The organism is Pantoea sp. X-Soil-YNGN-844, from assembly GCF_059730595.1.
The window spans coordinates 349,359-364,296 of record NZ_AP036008.1; the positions used below are offsets into that span (position 1 = coordinate 349,359).

Genomic DNA, 14,938 nt, shown 5'->3' on the forward strand with positions numbered 1-14,938 from the left:
AAAAGGAAAAACCGGCACCCGCAGGATGCGGATGCCGGAGACTGCCGTTAACGTCGGGCGTAGGCGGCGGCGTTACCGCCAGCCAGGATACCGAAGATGATGATATCTGCAACGGCGTTACCGCCAATACGGTTCGCGCCATGAATGCCGCCAACCACCTCGCCACACGCCCAGGCACCGTTAATTACCTGTTTCTGGCTGTCCAGCACCGCGGTGGTGGTGTCGATGGTGACGCCGCCCATAGTGTGGTGCACGCCCGGAGCGACACGAATCGCGTAGAATGGCGCTTCGCTCAGCGGATGACGCAGCGCAGTCTGGCGACCGAAATCTTCGTCTTTCTGCATAATGACGAAGTTGTTGTAACGGGCCAGCGTCGCTTCCAGCGTGTGATGCTCACTCATGTTAAGTTTCACCGCCAGTTCCGCCACGGTTGGCGCGCTGACCACAAAGCCTTTGGCGATATATTCATCAGCCGCTTTGTTGTTCATACGCACCTGCTCGTCAAACACAATCCAGGCACTCTTCTCTGGCAGCGCAATAATCTGCGCCGAGACTTTGTCACGGGTCTCCATTTCGTTGTAGAAACGCTTGCCAGCCTGACTGACCAGGATAGCACCGCCGCCACGAATCGATTCAGAGACCAGATAAGAGGTGGTCTGCTCAACCGTTGGGTGAATCTGGATTTCCTTCATATCCACGGTACCGGCACCAATTTTCTCCAGCATCGCAATACCGCTGCCGGTCGCACCTTTGTGGTTGGTGGTGACAAAGCCATCCAGTTCAGGACGGTATTTCACCACCAGCTCACGGTTCGCACTGAAGCCACCGGTTGCCACAATCACGCTTTTAGCGTTCAGGATACGGCTGTCGTTATATTCATCGACTACTTTCACGCCCGCGACTGCGCCATTCTCATAGAGGATCTCAGCAACCGAGGTTTCCAGCAGGACTTCGATGTTGCGGCTGTTGATGTTTTTCACCAGGCCGCTAATCAGGAAGCCACCCACCGCTGAGCGGTCAGCCGGGCGGTGCGTACGGTCGATGCTCATCCCGCCGGTAATGGTGATGTCGTTAAGCTCAATGCCTTTACCCGCCAGCCACTCTATCGCCTCAGGTGCCAGGTCAACAAACTCACGCAGCAGCACCGGATTGTTTTTGAACTGACCGCCCTTCAGCGTCTCTTCGTAAAACAGCTCTTTGCTGTCTTCGATGCCTTTCAGTTTCTGGAAACGGGTTTCAGCCGCGTTCATGCCCACAGATGCTTTGATGGTATTGCCGCCGATGGTCGGCATCTTCTCGATGATGACCACGCGTGCGCCTTCATCATGCGCCTGAATCGCGGCCGCCAGACCGGCACCGCCGCTGCCCACAACCACCACATCATAGTTCTGCGGTGCGTTAGGGTTACCACCCTCTTCAATCACATGCTCTTTACTGGAGGTGGTCAGCGCACGGGAAACCGCTTTTTTCAGCGCCTCACTCTGGGTGGTCGCGCCGGTAATCGCATCAACGTGGGGACTGTTAGCCACCAGAATGCGGTTACGCAGGCTTTCAAAGGTGGTGGTGAAGTCCACATCCAGCGTGTCGTCCGGCACCAGCGAGATGTCGGTAATACGGTCGGTATCCAGTGTGACGTTGATTTTCAGCTTCAGCGCTTCGGCTTCCACTTTCTCCTGGTAAACACCCGCTTTGTATTTGCGGCCCGATTCGCTCATGTCGCGGATCATCGCGTCAACCAGTGAGAAGCGCCACAGCGGTTCCGGGATCTGCAGCTCTTCGCGTTTATTGCTGTCGATGTAGAGTTCGAGATGTTCGTTATTGATGATGCGGTCAGCCCAGTTCGGATAGGCGATACAGGCTTTACCAATCGCTACCAGATCGTAGCCTTTTTCCAGCGCCAGCTCGGCGTCGGCTTTATTCACCACGCCGCCCACACCAATCACCGGCACTTTTGCCAGCACAGGCGAACGCATCGCAACGAATTTCTCGATCAGCGGCGTCGGGTCCTGCGTATCAACAATGGACGGGCGCAGCAGCTGACCGACAGAGAAGTGAACATAGTCGAGTCCGCGCGCAGCCAGTTTTTCCAGCAGATAGAGGGTGTCATCAAAGCGGATGCCAGGGACTTCGATCTCTTCCGGCGAGAAGCGATAGCCGATGATGAACGAATTATGGGCGAAGCGCTCCGCCATCTTGTGGGTGATTTCCAGCACTTCCAGCGGGAAGCGTGCGCGGTTATCGCGGCTGCCGCCCCACTTGTCATCGCGCTGGTTAGAATTCGGAGAATAGAACTGCTGAATCAGATAGGTGTTTGCACCATGAATTTCGACGCCGTCGAAACCGGCCTTGATAGCACGGTTCACCGCATCACCAAATTTGGTGATCATGGTTTCGACTTCTTCTGCGCTCAGCGCAAGGGGTTTAGTTGCCCCTTCACGCGGTGCGGCAATGGCGCTCGGCGCAACCGGTGTTTTCCCGCCGATCAGTTCCGGCTCGACCATGCGGCCACCGTGGTAGATCTGCAGAATGGCCGTAGAGCCTTCAGATTTAATCGCGTCCGCGATGCGTTTCAGACCGGGAATTTTGTTGTCGCTGTCGATAGCAATGGCACCCGGAAACGCCGGGCCGCGGTTATCAATGAAGCAGCACTCGACGATTACGGTTCCGATGCTGCCTGCACGTGCGCGGTAATATTCGACCAGTTCGCTGGTGACCGTTCCGTCATAAAAACCGGTACAGGTGGTCATAGGAGCCATCACCAGTCGGTTTTTCAGCACAGCGCCGCCAGGCAGGGTAAGGGGATTAAGGATGGGGGTGAGAGATTTCATTGCGATAAACTCCAAGATTTAAAAGTCTGGAAATTTTTTAGCGGACGCAAATTATCGCTTAATTAAGTGGTCCGATGTCATGCGTCTAATATACCCTTTTCTTTGCTTTCATAAGCGATAAATTTACTTTTTTAACTTTTAAACGATTCAGAGTTTTTATTTGCTGAATTCAGGAAGTGAAGTTATATTAATTGTTAACCATGGGTAATTAAAAATCAACCATTCATTTACATAAATAATTTATCCTTCATGATCAGGATGTTAAGATGGATGCTTCGGCTCAGGCCTTCCGTAGATTTGCCGATCAGCTTCACAAAACTGTCAGAATTTCGATGTCAGAAATATAAATAAAAAATAAATGTTAAAAATGGAGAATAATGAATAAATTTCTTTGATCTGGATCAAAATCTATATTTTCAAAAATCGCATCATATTTACATGGATTTAAATATGCTGCTCAATAGTCCAGCAGCAGATTAAAAAAATCAGTGCATCGCGGTTTATTCACACTATTAAGAATAAATAAGAAAGTCATCAGTGAAGGTCCGGGGCGCAAATCGCATTCTTCTCAACTTGCAGATAAAATACTATGAAACCACTCTCAGCTGTAACTGAACCCCCTAAAACCGCACCTGCGGCGGCGGGTAAAAAGAAAGCTATCATGCTGGCGCTTCCAGTCATCGTTGCCGTGTTGCTGTTGCTGGTGCCGACGCCGGCCGGTCTCGAACCCTATGCATGGCACTTCTTCGCCATCTTTGTCGGCGTGATTGTCGGATTAATCTTTGAACCGCTGCCGGGTGCCGTTATCGGCCTGACCGGCGTTGTGGCCATCGCCCTGTTCAGTCAGTTTGTCCTCTTCAGTCCGGCGGAACTGGCTGACCCGAAATTCAAAGTCGCCAGTGAGTCCTTCAAGTGGGCGGTCAGCGGTTTCGGCAACTCCACGGTCTGGCTCATCTTCGGTGCCTTTATGTTCGCCGCCGGATATGACAAGACGCAGTTTGGTCGTCGTCTGGCCCTGATTCTGGTGAAGTATCTGGGTCGCCGCAGCCTGACCCTGGGTTACGCCATTACCTTTGCTGACCTGCTTCTGGCACCGTTTACCCCCTCAAACACCGCGCGCAGTGGCGGTACTATCTATCCGATTATCGCTAACCTGCCTCCGCTTTACGGCTCTAAACCCAACGACCCGAGTGCCCGTAAGATCGGTTCGTATCTGATGTGGGTTGCCATCACCGCAGCCTGTATTACCAGCTCAATGTTTCTGTCAGCGCTGGCACCTAACCTGCTGGCACTGGCGCTGGTGAAAAGCATCATCGGTTTCGATATCTCATGGGGTATGTGGTTCCTGGCCTTCCTGCCGCTGGGTGTGCTGCTGATTCTGACTATGCCGCTGCTGGCTTACTGGTTCTATCCGCCTGAAGTCAAAATCAACGATGAAGTGCCGAAATGGGCTATCGCTGAACTGGAAAAACTGGGCCGCCTGACCCGTAACGAAATCCTGCTGCTGATGTTTGTGGTCTGTGCCCTGCTGATGTGGATCTTCGCCACCTCGTGGATTGAGCCTGCGATGGCTGCCCTGCTGGTGGTGGTACTGATGCTGTGGACCGGCGTCCTGAACTGGAACGACATTACCAGCAATAAACCGGCCTGGAACACCTTTGCCTGGTTCGCAACGCTGGTGGCGCTGGCTGATGGTCTGGCCCGTGTCGGCTTCATCGCCTGGTTAGGTAAAGAAGGCGGCATGCTGCTGCAGGGTTACGACCCGCAGATTTCAGCTGTGGTCTTGTTGATTGCCTTCTTCCTGCTGCACTACCTGTTTGCCAGTACCACCGCGCATACCACCGCCCTGTTACCGGCCATGCTGACCATTGCAGCCTCAATCCCGGGCATCAATATGCCGGTCTTCTGCCTGATGCTGTGTACCTCTCTGGGTGTGATGGGCATCATCACCCCTTACGGCACTGGCCCAAGCCCGATTTATTACGGCAGCGGTTATCTGCCGACTAAAGATTACTGGCGTCTGGGTACCATCTTCGGTGCCATCTTCCTGGTCTCCATGATGGTGATTGCTTATCCGTGGATGGTGTGGATGTTCTGACGGATACAACATGCAGATCAACGCGTTATAAGATACCATTCCTTCACTTCCCCGCCGCACCCGCAGCGGGGAAGCATAATAAACAATGAATTCGCCTATGATGTTGCGCCCCGCAGCCTGCCCGCGGAGGTTCAGCCGGTCATTAAGTGAGAAAAAATGTCGAACAAACCTTTTGTCTATCAGAACCCTTTTCCGCTGTCCCACGAAGATACTGAATACTATTTGCTGACTCGTGAGCATGTCTCGGTCGCCGAGTTTGAGGGTCAGGAGATCCTGAAAGTCGATCCGCAGGCGCTGACCCTGCTGAGCCAGCAGGCGTTCCATGACGCCTCTTTCATGTTGCGTCCGGCCCACCAGCAGCAGGTGGCTTCCATCCTTCATGACCCGGAAGCCAGCGACAATGACAAATATGTCGCCCTGCAGTTTTTAAGAAACTCTGAAATTGCCGCCAAGGGCGTGCTGCCAACCTGTCAGGATACCGGCACCGCGATCATCATGGGCAAAAAGGGCCAGCGCGTCTGGACCGGCGGCGGCGATGAGGCCGCGCTGTCACAGGGTATCTACAACACCTACATCGAAGACAACCTGCGCTATTCACAGAATGCCGCGCTGGACATGTACAAAGAGGTGAACACCGGCACTAACCTGCCGGCCCAGATCGACCTCTACAGCGTCGATGGCGATGAGTATAAATTCCTCTGTATCGCCAAAGGTGGCGGCTCCGCTAACAAAACCTATCTCTATCAGGAAACCAAAGCGCTGCTGAGTCCGGGCAAACTGAAGAATTACCTGGTAGATAAGATGCGTACTCTCGGCACCGCAGCCTGCCCGCCTTACCATATTGCGTTTGTTATCGGCGGCACCTCGGCTGAAAGCACCCTGAAAACCGTTAAGCTCGCCTCGACGCACTATTACGACGGTTTACCGACTGAAGGCAACGAGCACGGTCAGGCGTTCCGGGACGTTCAGCTTGAGCAGGAGTTGCTGGAAGCGGCGCAGCAGCTCGGCCTTGGCGCGCAGTTTGGCGGCAAATATTTCGCGCACGACATCCGCGTGGTGCGTCTGCCGCGTCACGGTGCCTCCTGCCCGATCGGCATGGGCGTCTCCTGCTCGGCTGACCGTAATATTAAAGCGAAGATCAACCGCGAAGGTATCTGGATTGAGAAACTGGAAGCCAACCCAGGCCGCCTGATCCCGGAAGCGCTGCGTCAGCAGGGCGAAGGTGAAGTGTTACAGGTTGATCTCAACCGTCCAATGGAGCAGATTCTGGCGCAGCTTTCTGCGTATCCGGTCTCTACCCGTCTGTCACTGACCGGCACCATTATCGTGGCGCGAGACATTGCTCATGCCAAACTCAAAGAGCGCATCGATAACGGCGAAGGATTACCGCAGTACATTAAAGATCATCCGGTCTATTACGCCGGTCCGGCCAAAACGCCTGAAGGTTATGCATCCGGTTCACTCGGCCCGACTACCGCAGGCCGCATGGACTCCTACGTTGATCTGCTGCAGGCTCACGGCGGCAGCAAGATCATGCTGGCAAAAGGTAACCGCAGCCAGCAGGTGACGGATGCCTGTCATAAACATGGCGGCTTCTATCTGGGCAGCATCGGTGGCCCGGCCGCGGTGCTGGCGCAGCAGAGCATCAAGAGTCTGGAATGCGTGGAGTATCCTGAGCTGGGAATGGAAGCGATCTGGAAAATCGAGGTGGAGAACTTCCCTGCGTTTATCCTGGTCGATGACAAAGGTAATGACTTCTTCCAGCATATTGAGCGCGCACACTGCGCGAAATGCGTGAAGTAAAAACTGCGTCAGATAAGAAAAAAGCCCCGTTTTTGGGGCTTTTTTTATGAGGAAAATCAGGCCACTTAGCTGTCAGAGAGATCCTGCACATACTGATCCTCGTGGTGCCAGGTCTGAAGCTCAAACTTGATTGTCAATCCAGACAAAATGGTTCTTTACCCACCAATTTTGCACTCATGATAATTTGCCATTATACCTCACAGGTTATAAGCTAATCATAGCTTGCAGGTTATAGATGGAGATGGATTAATGACATGGGAAGTCATCACAAGAACGCTGTTTGATGTCTGGTATGAAAAGCAGACCGACGATGTTCAGGAAGAGATTGCAGCCTACTTGCAGATACGTGAAGAGATTGGCCCTCAATTAGGGCGTCCGCATGTGGATCAGGTTAAAGCGTCTGAATATAAAAACATGAAAGAGTTGCGAGTACAGGTTGGCGGACATCCATTTCGCGCGTTCTTCGCCTTTGATCCTGAACGCAAGGCGATTGTCCTGTGTGCAGGAGATAAAAAAGGTGAAGATGAAAAACTGTTCTACAAACGTATGATTAAAATTGCAGATGCCGAGTTCACCTCGTATCTGGCATCACCGGAGATTAAAGACGATGGCAACGCTTAAAAAAATGATGGCTAAACGCTCCCCGCAGAGCCGTGCGCGTATAGAATCCCGTGCTGCTGAAATCCGTCAGGAGATCACACTTGCCAGACTGCGTGAGGAATTATCTGTTTCGCAGACGCATTTAGCTGAAGTTTTAGGCGTCAAACAACCTTCTGTTGCTAAAATAGAAAACGTTGATAACGATCCTAAGCTCTCAACGCTGAGGCGCTATATTGCCGGTCTGGGAGGAGAGCTGACTCTCGATGTCACGTTACCCGACGGCAAGCGTATTGCTCTGAGTCTTTAACAGACTCTGCTTCAGGCCGCATCCTCACTCCGCTACGGTGGGGTTGTTAATGGCTGCCCTCATAAAGTGACAAGCTGAGAATAACGACAGAAATGTCCTGAATTTAGAGAGTTAAAAATAGCCGGCGCTTACATTCATTTGCAGTCACTGAATGAAAGCGCCGCTATCGGACCCTGTTAACCGCGCTGCAACCGCTGCAACGCCACATCGATCTGCTCATCGCCTTTGGTGAGTTCGATGATTTGATACTTAATCGCCGGATTCTCAATCAGCCCGACCAGCGTCGCCGCCACATCTTCGCGCGGGATCTCACCATAGGGGATCGCAAGGTCTGCATGCACCCGGCCCGTACCAGCCTCATCGGTCAGCGTTCCCGGCCGCAGGATCACCCACTCCAGCTTGCTCGCCACCAGCTCCGCATCCGCCAGACGCTTCACCCGCATGTAGTTCTCAAATCCCTCAGACGACGTTTTACCGCGGCCTGCATCCGGAAAAGCGGATACCAGCATAAAACGCGACACGCCAGCCTGCTCTGCGGCGGTGACAGCCAGCTTCAGCCCTTCACCATCGATGGCATTGGTCAGCGCGATACCGGCACCGCCCGCACCCGCTGTAAAGACCGCCACGTCGTGACCGGTCATCAACGCTGCCAGCGCCGTCACGCTAAGCTGCTGAATATCGCCCGCGACAGGCTTAGCGCCTGCGGCCTGCAGGGTCTCAGCCTGTTCCGGCTTGCGGTGCAATGCCGTGACAGTGTGTCCTTTGCTGCTGAGCTGACGGGTCAGCTTTTGGCCCACCTTGCCTGCTGCGCCGATAATGAAACATGTCGCCATAGGATCTCCTCCATTCACTGATCAGGTGTCAGAGTATAGCTATCTGCCAGAAACGAAACAGGCGCCTGATGCGGCGCCTGCTGGGTTTATTCCGGAATCACTTTTTCCGCTTTCAGCTTATCAAACAGCTGCGTAAAGGAGTCCAGCGTACTGCGATAGCCGGTAAAGCCCGCTTTACGGCTCTTACTCATGTCGGTAAAAGCCTCCATCGGACGGCCCAGGTCGGCATCGGTATGCCACCATGAAGCCAGCTTGGTGACATCGGCCTCACGCAGCTGACGCTGTTCTGCAATCGCCCGCCATGCGCTCTCAGCTTCCTGCATGCGATTTTCCAGCGGCATCATCTGCGCCGGGTAGGCTGCGGCTTCAATGCCGAAGTAGTCAGCCAGTTTTGGCCACATCCAGTTCCAGCGGAACACATCGCCGTTGACTGCGTTGAAATCCTGATTAGCGGCGTTCGGTGACGTTGCCGCCCAGTGCAATTGCTCTGCCAGCAAACCTGCATCGGTCATATCCGCCACACCATTCCACTGCTCTGGCGAACCCGGGAAGATAAACGGCCAGCCCTTCTCTTTGCACAATGTTGCATAAACCGCCAGCGTCTGCCCCATGTTCATCGCGTTGCCTACGGCATAGCCGATGATGGTGTGCGGACGGTGCACGCTCCAGCGGTAGTCATACTTCTCTGCGCCCGCGAACACTTCATCTTCCTGCGCATAGTAGAAGTTATCGACCGGCTGACGCCCCTGCTCTTCACGGAACGGCGTAACCGGCACGGCACCTTTGCCGTACGCTTCAAACGGACCCAGGTAGTGTTTCAGCCCGGTCACCAGCGCGACGTGCGAACCTTTGAGACGATTGCCCAGTGCTTCAATCACGTTGCGAACCATGCCGCCGTTAACGCGGATGTTCTCTTTCTCATTTTCCTGACGCGCCCAGACGCTGAAAAACAGCGCGTCCGGTTTGACCTCTTTCAGTGCGTCACGCACAGCATCTGCATCGGTCAGATCGGCGGTCAGGCTGGTTGCGCCTTCAGGTACTGCACCACGTCCGCGTGACAGGCCACTGACCTGCCAGCCTTCCTGCTGTAATTTATCTGCCAGTGCGCGACCAATAACGCCGCTGATGCCCACAATCAAAGCGTGCTTTTTCATTTGATTTCTCCTCGTTTTGAGTAATGCTAAGCCTAATAGAGAATTCAGTTCTTATCTCTGGCATTTATTCACAGCATTCTCAACCTGAGTTCACTAATCGATGCACGATCATCGCCTCAAAGATATTCTGCCCTTTGTCGCCAGCGTGGAGTGCGGCAGCTTTACCGCCGCAGCTGAACGTCTGCACGTGACCGGTTCGGCGGTCAGCAAAAGCGTCAGCCGCCTGGAGACGCGCTTAGGCTCGCGGCTGCTGGAGCGCACCACGCGTAGCCTGAATCTGACCGACGCGGGCAGCGCCTATTATCAGACCTGTCTGCGGGTGCTGGAGGATCTGGCCGAAGCCGAGGCGGTACTGGCCGCCCAGCGCACCATTCCATCCGGCCGTCTGCGTCTGGCAGTACCCACCACCTTTGGACGCCTCAACGTCATGCCGGTGCTGATGCCCTTCTGCCAGCAAAATCCGGAGCTGGCACTGAGCCTGAGTTTGTCCGATCGCTTTGTTGACCTGTTTGAGGAAGGCGTGGATGTGGCAGTGCGGATCGGCGGTGCGCCCGACCTTCCCGCATCGCTAGGCTGGCGTAATATGGGTCGCGAAAAGATGCAGTTCTGTGCCTCTCCCGCCTATCTTGACCGCGAAGGCCGTCCTGAAAATGAAGCAGCGCTGCTGAACCATCCTGCCATTCTTTATGAGCGCGTGGATGGCACAACCAAACCCTGGCTGTTTACCACCGAAGATGGTCAGCCCCACTGGCGCGACGTGCCCTACCGGCTGGCGCTGGGCGACGTCGATGCTCAGCTTCAGGCAGTCATTGCCGGGCTGGGTGTCGCGCAGATGCCCTCCTGGCTGATTCAGCGCGCCGTGGCCGCCGGTGAACTGGAAATTATTATGCCGCAGTTACAACCCGACGGGCTGACGCTGAGCGTGGTGTGGCCACGCCGCAAACAGTTCCTGCCAAAAGTGGATGCATTATTGTCGGCACTCAACGCCCTCGCCATTCGCTGACACAGGCTTACTTCTGATTAGTACGGTTGGGAAATTTCATCCTGACCCTGTTCCTCTGTTCTTTTCGTCCCGGCATTCGTGCCCATTTTCCCCTGCCTGACATATCCGCAATCTTTTATCCCCACAATTAAACCCTTTAAGTTTAATGCCTTTATTTTTGATTTGATGGAATCCCATCAAAATAAAAAGCGCGGAAGGCTTGAACTCACATAATGAAAACTAAGTTTCAAATATAATTTAACCCGAAATAAAAATATCAGTAGGGTGATGGCTTCTTCATGTTCTGACGTTTTGTCTTTGTTGTTATTACCAGGAGTTTTCATGGAAAAAGAACTTTATATTTCGTCGAACCCGGCCTCCGGTCCAAATAGCGCCACCCGCACCGAGCCTTTTGTGAAGATTATTGCGCTGGTCGCTACCCTGGGTGGATTGCTATTTGGTTATGACACCGGCGTGGTCTCGGGCGCGCTACTGTTTATGCGCGGCGATTTGCATCTCACCCCGTTTACCACCGGGCTGGTCACCAGCTCCCTGCTGTTTGGTGCCGCCTTTGGCGCGCTGGCGGCCGGTCATCTGGCAGATGGCCTGGGCAGACGCCGCATCATCATTGCGCTGGCGCTGATCTTCGCCTTTGGCGCTATCGGCTCTGCCCTGGCGCCGGATGTGACCTGGATGATCGCCTCGCGCCTGTTCCTGGGCTTTGCCGTGGGCGGTGCCGCGGCCACCGTGCCGGTTTACATCGCAGAGATCGCCCCCGCCAATAAACGCGGCCAGCTGGTCACCCTGCAGGAGCTGATGATCGTCAGCGGTCAGCTGCTGGCGTATATCTCAAACGCCACCTTTAACGATATCTGGGGCGGCGAAAATACCTGGCGCTGGATGCTGGCGCTGTCGATAGTCCCCGCCGCTCTGCTCTGGATCGGCATGATATTTATGCCTGAAACCCCACGCTGGCATGTGATGAAAGGCCGCAGCCAGGCTGCGCGTGAGGTGCTGGAAAAAACGCGCGCCGCTGAAGATGTTGAGTGGGAACTGGAAGAGATTGAAGAAACCATTGAAGAGAACCGCCAGCGGGGTAAAGGCCGCCTGCGCGATCTCGCGACGCCCTGGCTGATGAAAATCTTCCTGCTGGGCGTCGGCATCGCTGCGATTCAGCAGCTGACCGGCGTCAATACCATCATGTATTACGCGCCGACCATGCTCACCGCCGCCGGGCTGAGCAACGATGCCGCGCTGTTCGCCACCATCGCCAACGGGGTAATTTCAGTGGTGATGACGCTGGCCGGCATCTGGTTAATCGGCAAAACGGGCCGTCGCCCGCTGGTGTTAATCGGACAGATGGGTTGCACCTGCTGCCTCTTCTTTATCGGGCTGGTCTGCTGGCTGATGCCGGAATATCTCAACGGCGCGGTAAACCTGGTTCGGGCTTATCTGGTGCTGGCGGGCATGCTGCTGTTTCTCTGCTTCCAGCAGGGCGCACTGTCACCGGTCACCTGGCTGCTGCTGTCGGAAATCTTCCCGGCCAGGATGCGCGGCATCTGTATGGGCGGCGCGGTCTTCTCGCTGTGGATTGCGAATTTTGCCATCTCCATGGCCTTCCCGCTGTTATTAGCCGCATTTGGTCTGGCTGGTGCCTTCTTTATATTCGCCGCAATCGGCATCGGCGGCTCTGTTTTTGTCGTGAAGTTTATTCCCGAGACCCGGGGAAGAAGTCTTGAGCAGGTCGAGCACTATTTCTATGCGCTCTATAACGGCAACAAATAACCCCTGCTCGCTGTGAATGAAATAAAAAATGTCATGAGGCATGACTACCCGATCGCCTTTAACACCGCACCCATAATTTAAGGAAACTGTTATGAGCCTGAATATTCCCAATGCGCGTTTTTGCGTCAATCGTAAAATAGCGCCCGGCCTGAGCATCCCGCAGTTTTTTAAGCTGGTCAGCCACCTCGGTATTCACAATGTCGAATTGCGCAATGATATGCCCGGCGGACGCGTCACCGACGATCTCAGCGGCGATGAGGTAAAAGCGCTGGCGCGTGAGTCAGGCATCCGGATTGTCACCATCAACGCGCTCTACCCGTTTAACCAGCTGAATGAAGAGGTGCTGCAACGCGCCCGCCAGCTGTTAAGCGATGCGCAGGCCGTCGGCGCAGAATCACTGGTGCTCTGCCCGCTCAATGACGGCACACCCTTCAGCGCCGCCGACACCATTAGCGCGCTGAAAACGCTGGCCCCGCTGTTCGCCGACGCAGGCATTCAGGGGCTGGTTGAGCCGCTCGGCTTTCCACAAAGCTCACTGCGTTCAGCAACCCAGGCGCAGACGCTCATCCGCGAAGCGGGCGTGCCGTTCCGCTTGCTGATCGACACCTTCCATCATCATCTGTTTGAGGATGCGGAGCAGACCTTTGAGCAGGAAATCGACATTCAGCAAATCGGTCTGGTTCACCTCTCCGGCGTCACCGACCCGCGCCCGATCAGCGAACTCACCGACGAAGAGCGCATCATGCTCACCGCAGATGACAGATTGCGCAGCAAACAACAGGTAGAGCGGCTGGAGAAGATGGGCTACACCGGCCTTTATGCCTTTGAGCCGTTCTCCTCCCTGATGAACAGCTGGCAGGAAGCGGACATCACCCGCGAAATTCGCAACAGCATCCAGCTGTTAAACCACTCAGCGTAAGGAATCATTATGACCATTAACATTGGTGTTATCGGCACCGGCGCAATCGGCCGCGAACATATCCGCCGTTGCAGTACCGTTTTACAGAATGCGCGCGTGGTGGCACTCAACGACATCAACCGCGAAAACTGCCAGCAGATTGTTGACGAACTGACGCCGGAAGCGCGCATTTATGACAATGCGATTGATCTGATCAACGACCCGCAGGTTAACGCGGTGCTGGTCACCTCCTGGGGTCCGACGCATGAAGCCTTTGTGCTGGCCTGTATTGAGGCGGGCAAAGCGGTGTTCTGCGAGAAGCCACTGGCCGTTACCGCGCAGGGCTGTATGAATATCGTGGAAGCGGAGATCAAAGCGGGACGTCAGCTGGTGCAGGTCGGCTTTATGCGTCCTTACGACAGTGGCTATCGTGCGCTGAAAGCGGTGATCGACAGCGGCGAGATTGGTGAGCCTTTAATGCTGCACTGCGCGCACCGCAACCCGGAAGTGGGCGACAGCTACACCACCGACATGGCGATCACCGACACGCTGATCCACGAACTCGATGTGCTGCGCTGGCTGCTGAATGATGACTATGCCAGCGTGCAGGTGATCTTCCCGCGTAAAACCCGTAAGGCATCGTCCCACCTGCGTGACCCGCAGATCGTGCTGCTGGAGACCGCCAAAGGCGCGCGCATTGATGTCGAAATTTTCGTGAACTGTGAATATGGTTACGACATTCAGTGTGAAGTGGTGGGTGAAAGCGGCATTGCGCGCCTGCCGGAGCCGGTATCGGTGCAACTGCGCAGCGCGGCAAAGCTCTCGACCACCATTCTGACGGACTGGAAAAAGCGCTTTATCGATGCCTATGACGTGGAGTTACAGGCCTTTATCAACAACGTCATCAGCGGTGAGATGACCGGTCCCTCCGCGTGGGATGGCTATGCCGCTGCCGTAGCCGCCGATGCCTGCGTTGCAGCGCAGACGTCCGGCGGGATCGTGCCGGTTACTATGTCAGCCAGACCAGCCTTCTATCGCTGACAGGAAAAGTGCACGGTGGAATTACACCGTGCACTTCCCTGTCCCGCCCCCTTTTCAGTAACGCTTCCCGCTATGGGTAATCTGCTGACCTGATATGTTAAATGCGGGCCGCAAAATTACGCGGACACTGAATAGTTACGGCGCGGTGATGACAATGGCCACGCGCCGGTTCTGCGCACGACCCTGCGCGCTATTGTTGCTGGCAACCGGTGAACTCATGCCCAGGCCACGCGTCACAATATTCTCACGCGGTATCGCCGCGCCTTCCGCCCACTGAGCCGCGACCGCGTTCGCTCTTTTTAGCGACAGCTGCTGGTTATAATCGGGTTTACCGTAATTATCGGTATGCCCATCAATGCGGACATGTTTAATACCGGTCGACGCCAGATTTTTCGCCATCCCCTGAATGGTGAGCTTGCTGGAGGGGGTCAGCTCTGATTCGTTTACACCAAACAGGATCTTATCGGATAAGCCTAACCCCCAGCCTTCCATATTTTGCGTGAATCCGGCATTTTTCATCGCTGCGATTTGCGCGTCACTGAAACGCGCTTTCGACTGACAACCGACCAGCGCCAGCGTAAGTAATAGCAGGGAAAGGTTTCTCTTCAT

The 14,938-nt window shown here is 54.8% G+C and carries 12 protein-coding genes; 8 read left to right on the forward strand and 4 right to left on the reverse strand.

The window, feature by feature from the left end; all coding sequences use genetic code 11:
* Positions 1 to 47: 47 nt before the first annotated feature.
* Entirely contained in the window at positions 48 to 2,828 is a 2,781-nt protein-coding gene (locus AC6I8C_RS20460) for a flavocytochrome c (protein ID WP_497823625.1), read from the reverse strand.
* A 589-nt stretch (positions 2,829 to 3,417) separates the two neighbouring features.
* On the opposite strand from AC6I8C_RS20460, the gene AC6I8C_RS20465 reads away from it, so the two are divergent.
* The 4 genes from AC6I8C_RS20465 to AC6I8C_RS20480 all read left to right on the forward strand — a co-directional run bounded on the left by AC6I8C_RS20465 (position 3,418) and on the right by AC6I8C_RS20480 (position 7,636).
* The gene (locus AC6I8C_RS20465; protein WP_497823626.1) at positions 3,418 to 4,926 is read left to right on the forward strand and encodes an anion permease; all 1,509 of its coding nucleotides are present in this window, start codon (positions 3,418 to 3,420) and stop codon (positions 4,924 to 4,926) included.
* Between the two features lie 156 nt (positions 4,927 to 5,082).
* Entirely contained in the window at positions 5,083 to 6,729 is a 1,647-nt protein-coding gene (fumA, locus tag AC6I8C_RS20470; RefSeq protein ID WP_135910840.1) for a class I fumarate hydratase FumA, read from the forward strand.
* Between the two features lie 249 nt (positions 6,730 to 6,978).
* Positions 6,979 to 7,350: a type II toxin-antitoxin system RelE/ParE family toxin gene (locus AC6I8C_RS20475; protein WP_497823627.1), complete on the forward strand. Its 372-nt coding sequence runs from the start codon at positions 6,979 to 6,981 to the stop codon at positions 7,348 to 7,350.
* The gene (locus AC6I8C_RS20480) at positions 7,337 to 7,636 is read left to right on the forward strand and encodes a helix-turn-helix domain-containing protein (protein ID WP_497823628.1); all 300 of its coding nucleotides are present in this window, start codon (positions 7,337 to 7,339) and stop codon (positions 7,634 to 7,636) included. Before AC6I8C_RS20475 ends, AC6I8C_RS20480 begins: the two co-directional genes overlap by 14 nt.
* 176 nt (positions 7,637 to 7,812) lie before the next feature.
* Here the strand turns inward: AC6I8C_RS20480 and AC6I8C_RS20485 are convergent, their stop codons facing one another.
* Positions 7,813 to 8,469, reverse strand: a complete 657-nt coding sequence (locus tag AC6I8C_RS20485; RefSeq protein WP_497823629.1) for an SDR family oxidoreductase — start codon at positions 8,467 to 8,469, stop codon at positions 7,813 to 7,815.
* Between the two features lie 86 nt (positions 8,470 to 8,555).
* Positions 8,556 to 9,623: an SDR family oxidoreductase gene (locus tag AC6I8C_RS20490; RefSeq protein WP_497823630.1), complete on the reverse strand. Its 1,068-nt coding sequence runs from the start codon at positions 9,621 to 9,623 to the stop codon at positions 8,556 to 8,558.
* Between the two features lie 100 nt (positions 9,624 to 9,723).
* Here AC6I8C_RS20490 and AC6I8C_RS20495 point away from each other — a divergent pair, with 100 nt between their 5' ends.
* The 4 genes from AC6I8C_RS20495 to iolG all read left to right on the forward strand — a co-directional run bounded on the left by AC6I8C_RS20495 (position 9,724) and on the right by iolG (position 14,329).
* On the forward strand, positions 9,724 to 10,626 hold the full coding sequence (locus tag AC6I8C_RS20495; RefSeq protein ID WP_107320384.1) for a LysR family transcriptional regulator: 903 nt from the start codon (positions 9,724 to 9,726) through the stop codon (positions 10,624 to 10,626).
* A gap of 321 nt (positions 10,627 to 10,947) precedes the next feature.
* Positions 10,948 to 12,390 carry a sugar porter family MFS transporter gene (locus AC6I8C_RS20500; RefSeq protein WP_278498464.1) on the forward strand — a complete coding sequence of 481 codons (1,443 nt, stop codon included), beginning with the start codon at positions 10,948 to 10,950 and terminating at the stop codon, positions 12,388 to 12,390.
* 91 nt (positions 12,391 to 12,481) lie between these two features.
* Positions 12,482 to 13,309 carry a TIM barrel protein gene (locus AC6I8C_RS20505; protein ID WP_497823631.1) on the forward strand — a complete coding sequence of 276 codons (828 nt, stop codon included), beginning with the start codon at positions 12,482 to 12,484 and terminating at the stop codon, positions 13,307 to 13,309.
* A gap of 9 nt (positions 13,310 to 13,318) precedes the next feature.
* Complete coding sequence (gene iolG / locus AC6I8C_RS20510) at positions 13,319 to 14,329, forward strand: bifunctional inositol 2-dehydrogenase/D-chiro-inositol 1-dehydrogenase (protein ID WP_497823632.1); 1,011 nt, start codon at positions 13,319 to 13,321, stop codon at positions 14,327 to 14,329.
* A gap of 135 nt (positions 14,330 to 14,464) precedes the next feature.
* Here iolG and yfiB read toward each other — a convergent pair whose 3' ends face one another.
* Positions 14,465 to 14,938, reverse strand: a complete 474-nt coding sequence (gene yfiB, locus AC6I8C_RS20515) for an outer membrane lipoprotein YfiB (protein WP_497823633.1) — start codon at positions 14,936 to 14,938, stop codon at positions 14,465 to 14,467.

Coding starts and splice junctions, on each gene's coding strand:
- iolG (WP_497823632.1), top strand. CDS start 13,319: ATGACCATTAACATTGGTGTTATCGGCACCGGCGCAATCGGCCGCGAA.
- AC6I8C_RS20485 (WP_497823629.1), bottom strand. CDS start 8,469: ATGGCGACATGTTTCATTATCGGCGCAGCAGGCAAGGTGGGCCAAAAG.
- AC6I8C_RS20480 (WP_497823628.1), top strand. CDS start 7,337: ATGGCAACGCTTAAAAAAATGATGGCTAAACGCTCCCCGCAGAGCCGT.
- AC6I8C_RS20495 (WP_107320384.1), top strand. CDS start 9,724: ATGCACGATCATCGCCTCAAAGATATTCTGCCCTTTGTCGCCAGCGTG.
- AC6I8C_RS20505 (WP_497823631.1), top strand. CDS start 12,482: ATGAGCCTGAATATTCCCAATGCGCGTTTTTGCGTCAATCGTAAAATA.
- AC6I8C_RS20465 (WP_497823626.1), top strand. CDS start 3,418: ATGAAACCACTCTCAGCTGTAACTGAACCCCCTAAAACCGCACCTGCG.
- AC6I8C_RS20460 (WP_497823625.1), bottom strand. CDS start 2,828: ATGAAATCTCTCACCCCCATCCTTAATCCCCTTACCCTGCCTGGCGGC.
- AC6I8C_RS20490 (WP_497823630.1), bottom strand. CDS start 9,623: ATGAAAAAGCACGCTTTGATTGTGGGCATCAGCGGCGTTATTGGTCGC.
- fumA (WP_135910840.1), top strand. CDS start 5,083: ATGTCGAACAAACCTTTTGTCTATCAGAACCCTTTTCCGCTGTCCCAC.
- AC6I8C_RS20475 (WP_497823627.1), top strand. CDS start 6,979: ATGACATGGGAAGTCATCACAAGAACGCTGTTTGATGTCTGGTATGAA.
- yfiB (WP_497823633.1), bottom strand. CDS start 14,938: ATGAAGAGAAACCTTTCCCTGCTATTACTTACGCTGGCGCTGGTCGGT.
- AC6I8C_RS20500 (WP_278498464.1), top strand. CDS start 10,948: ATGGAAAAAGAACTTTATATTTCGTCGAACCCGGCCTCCGGTCCAAAT.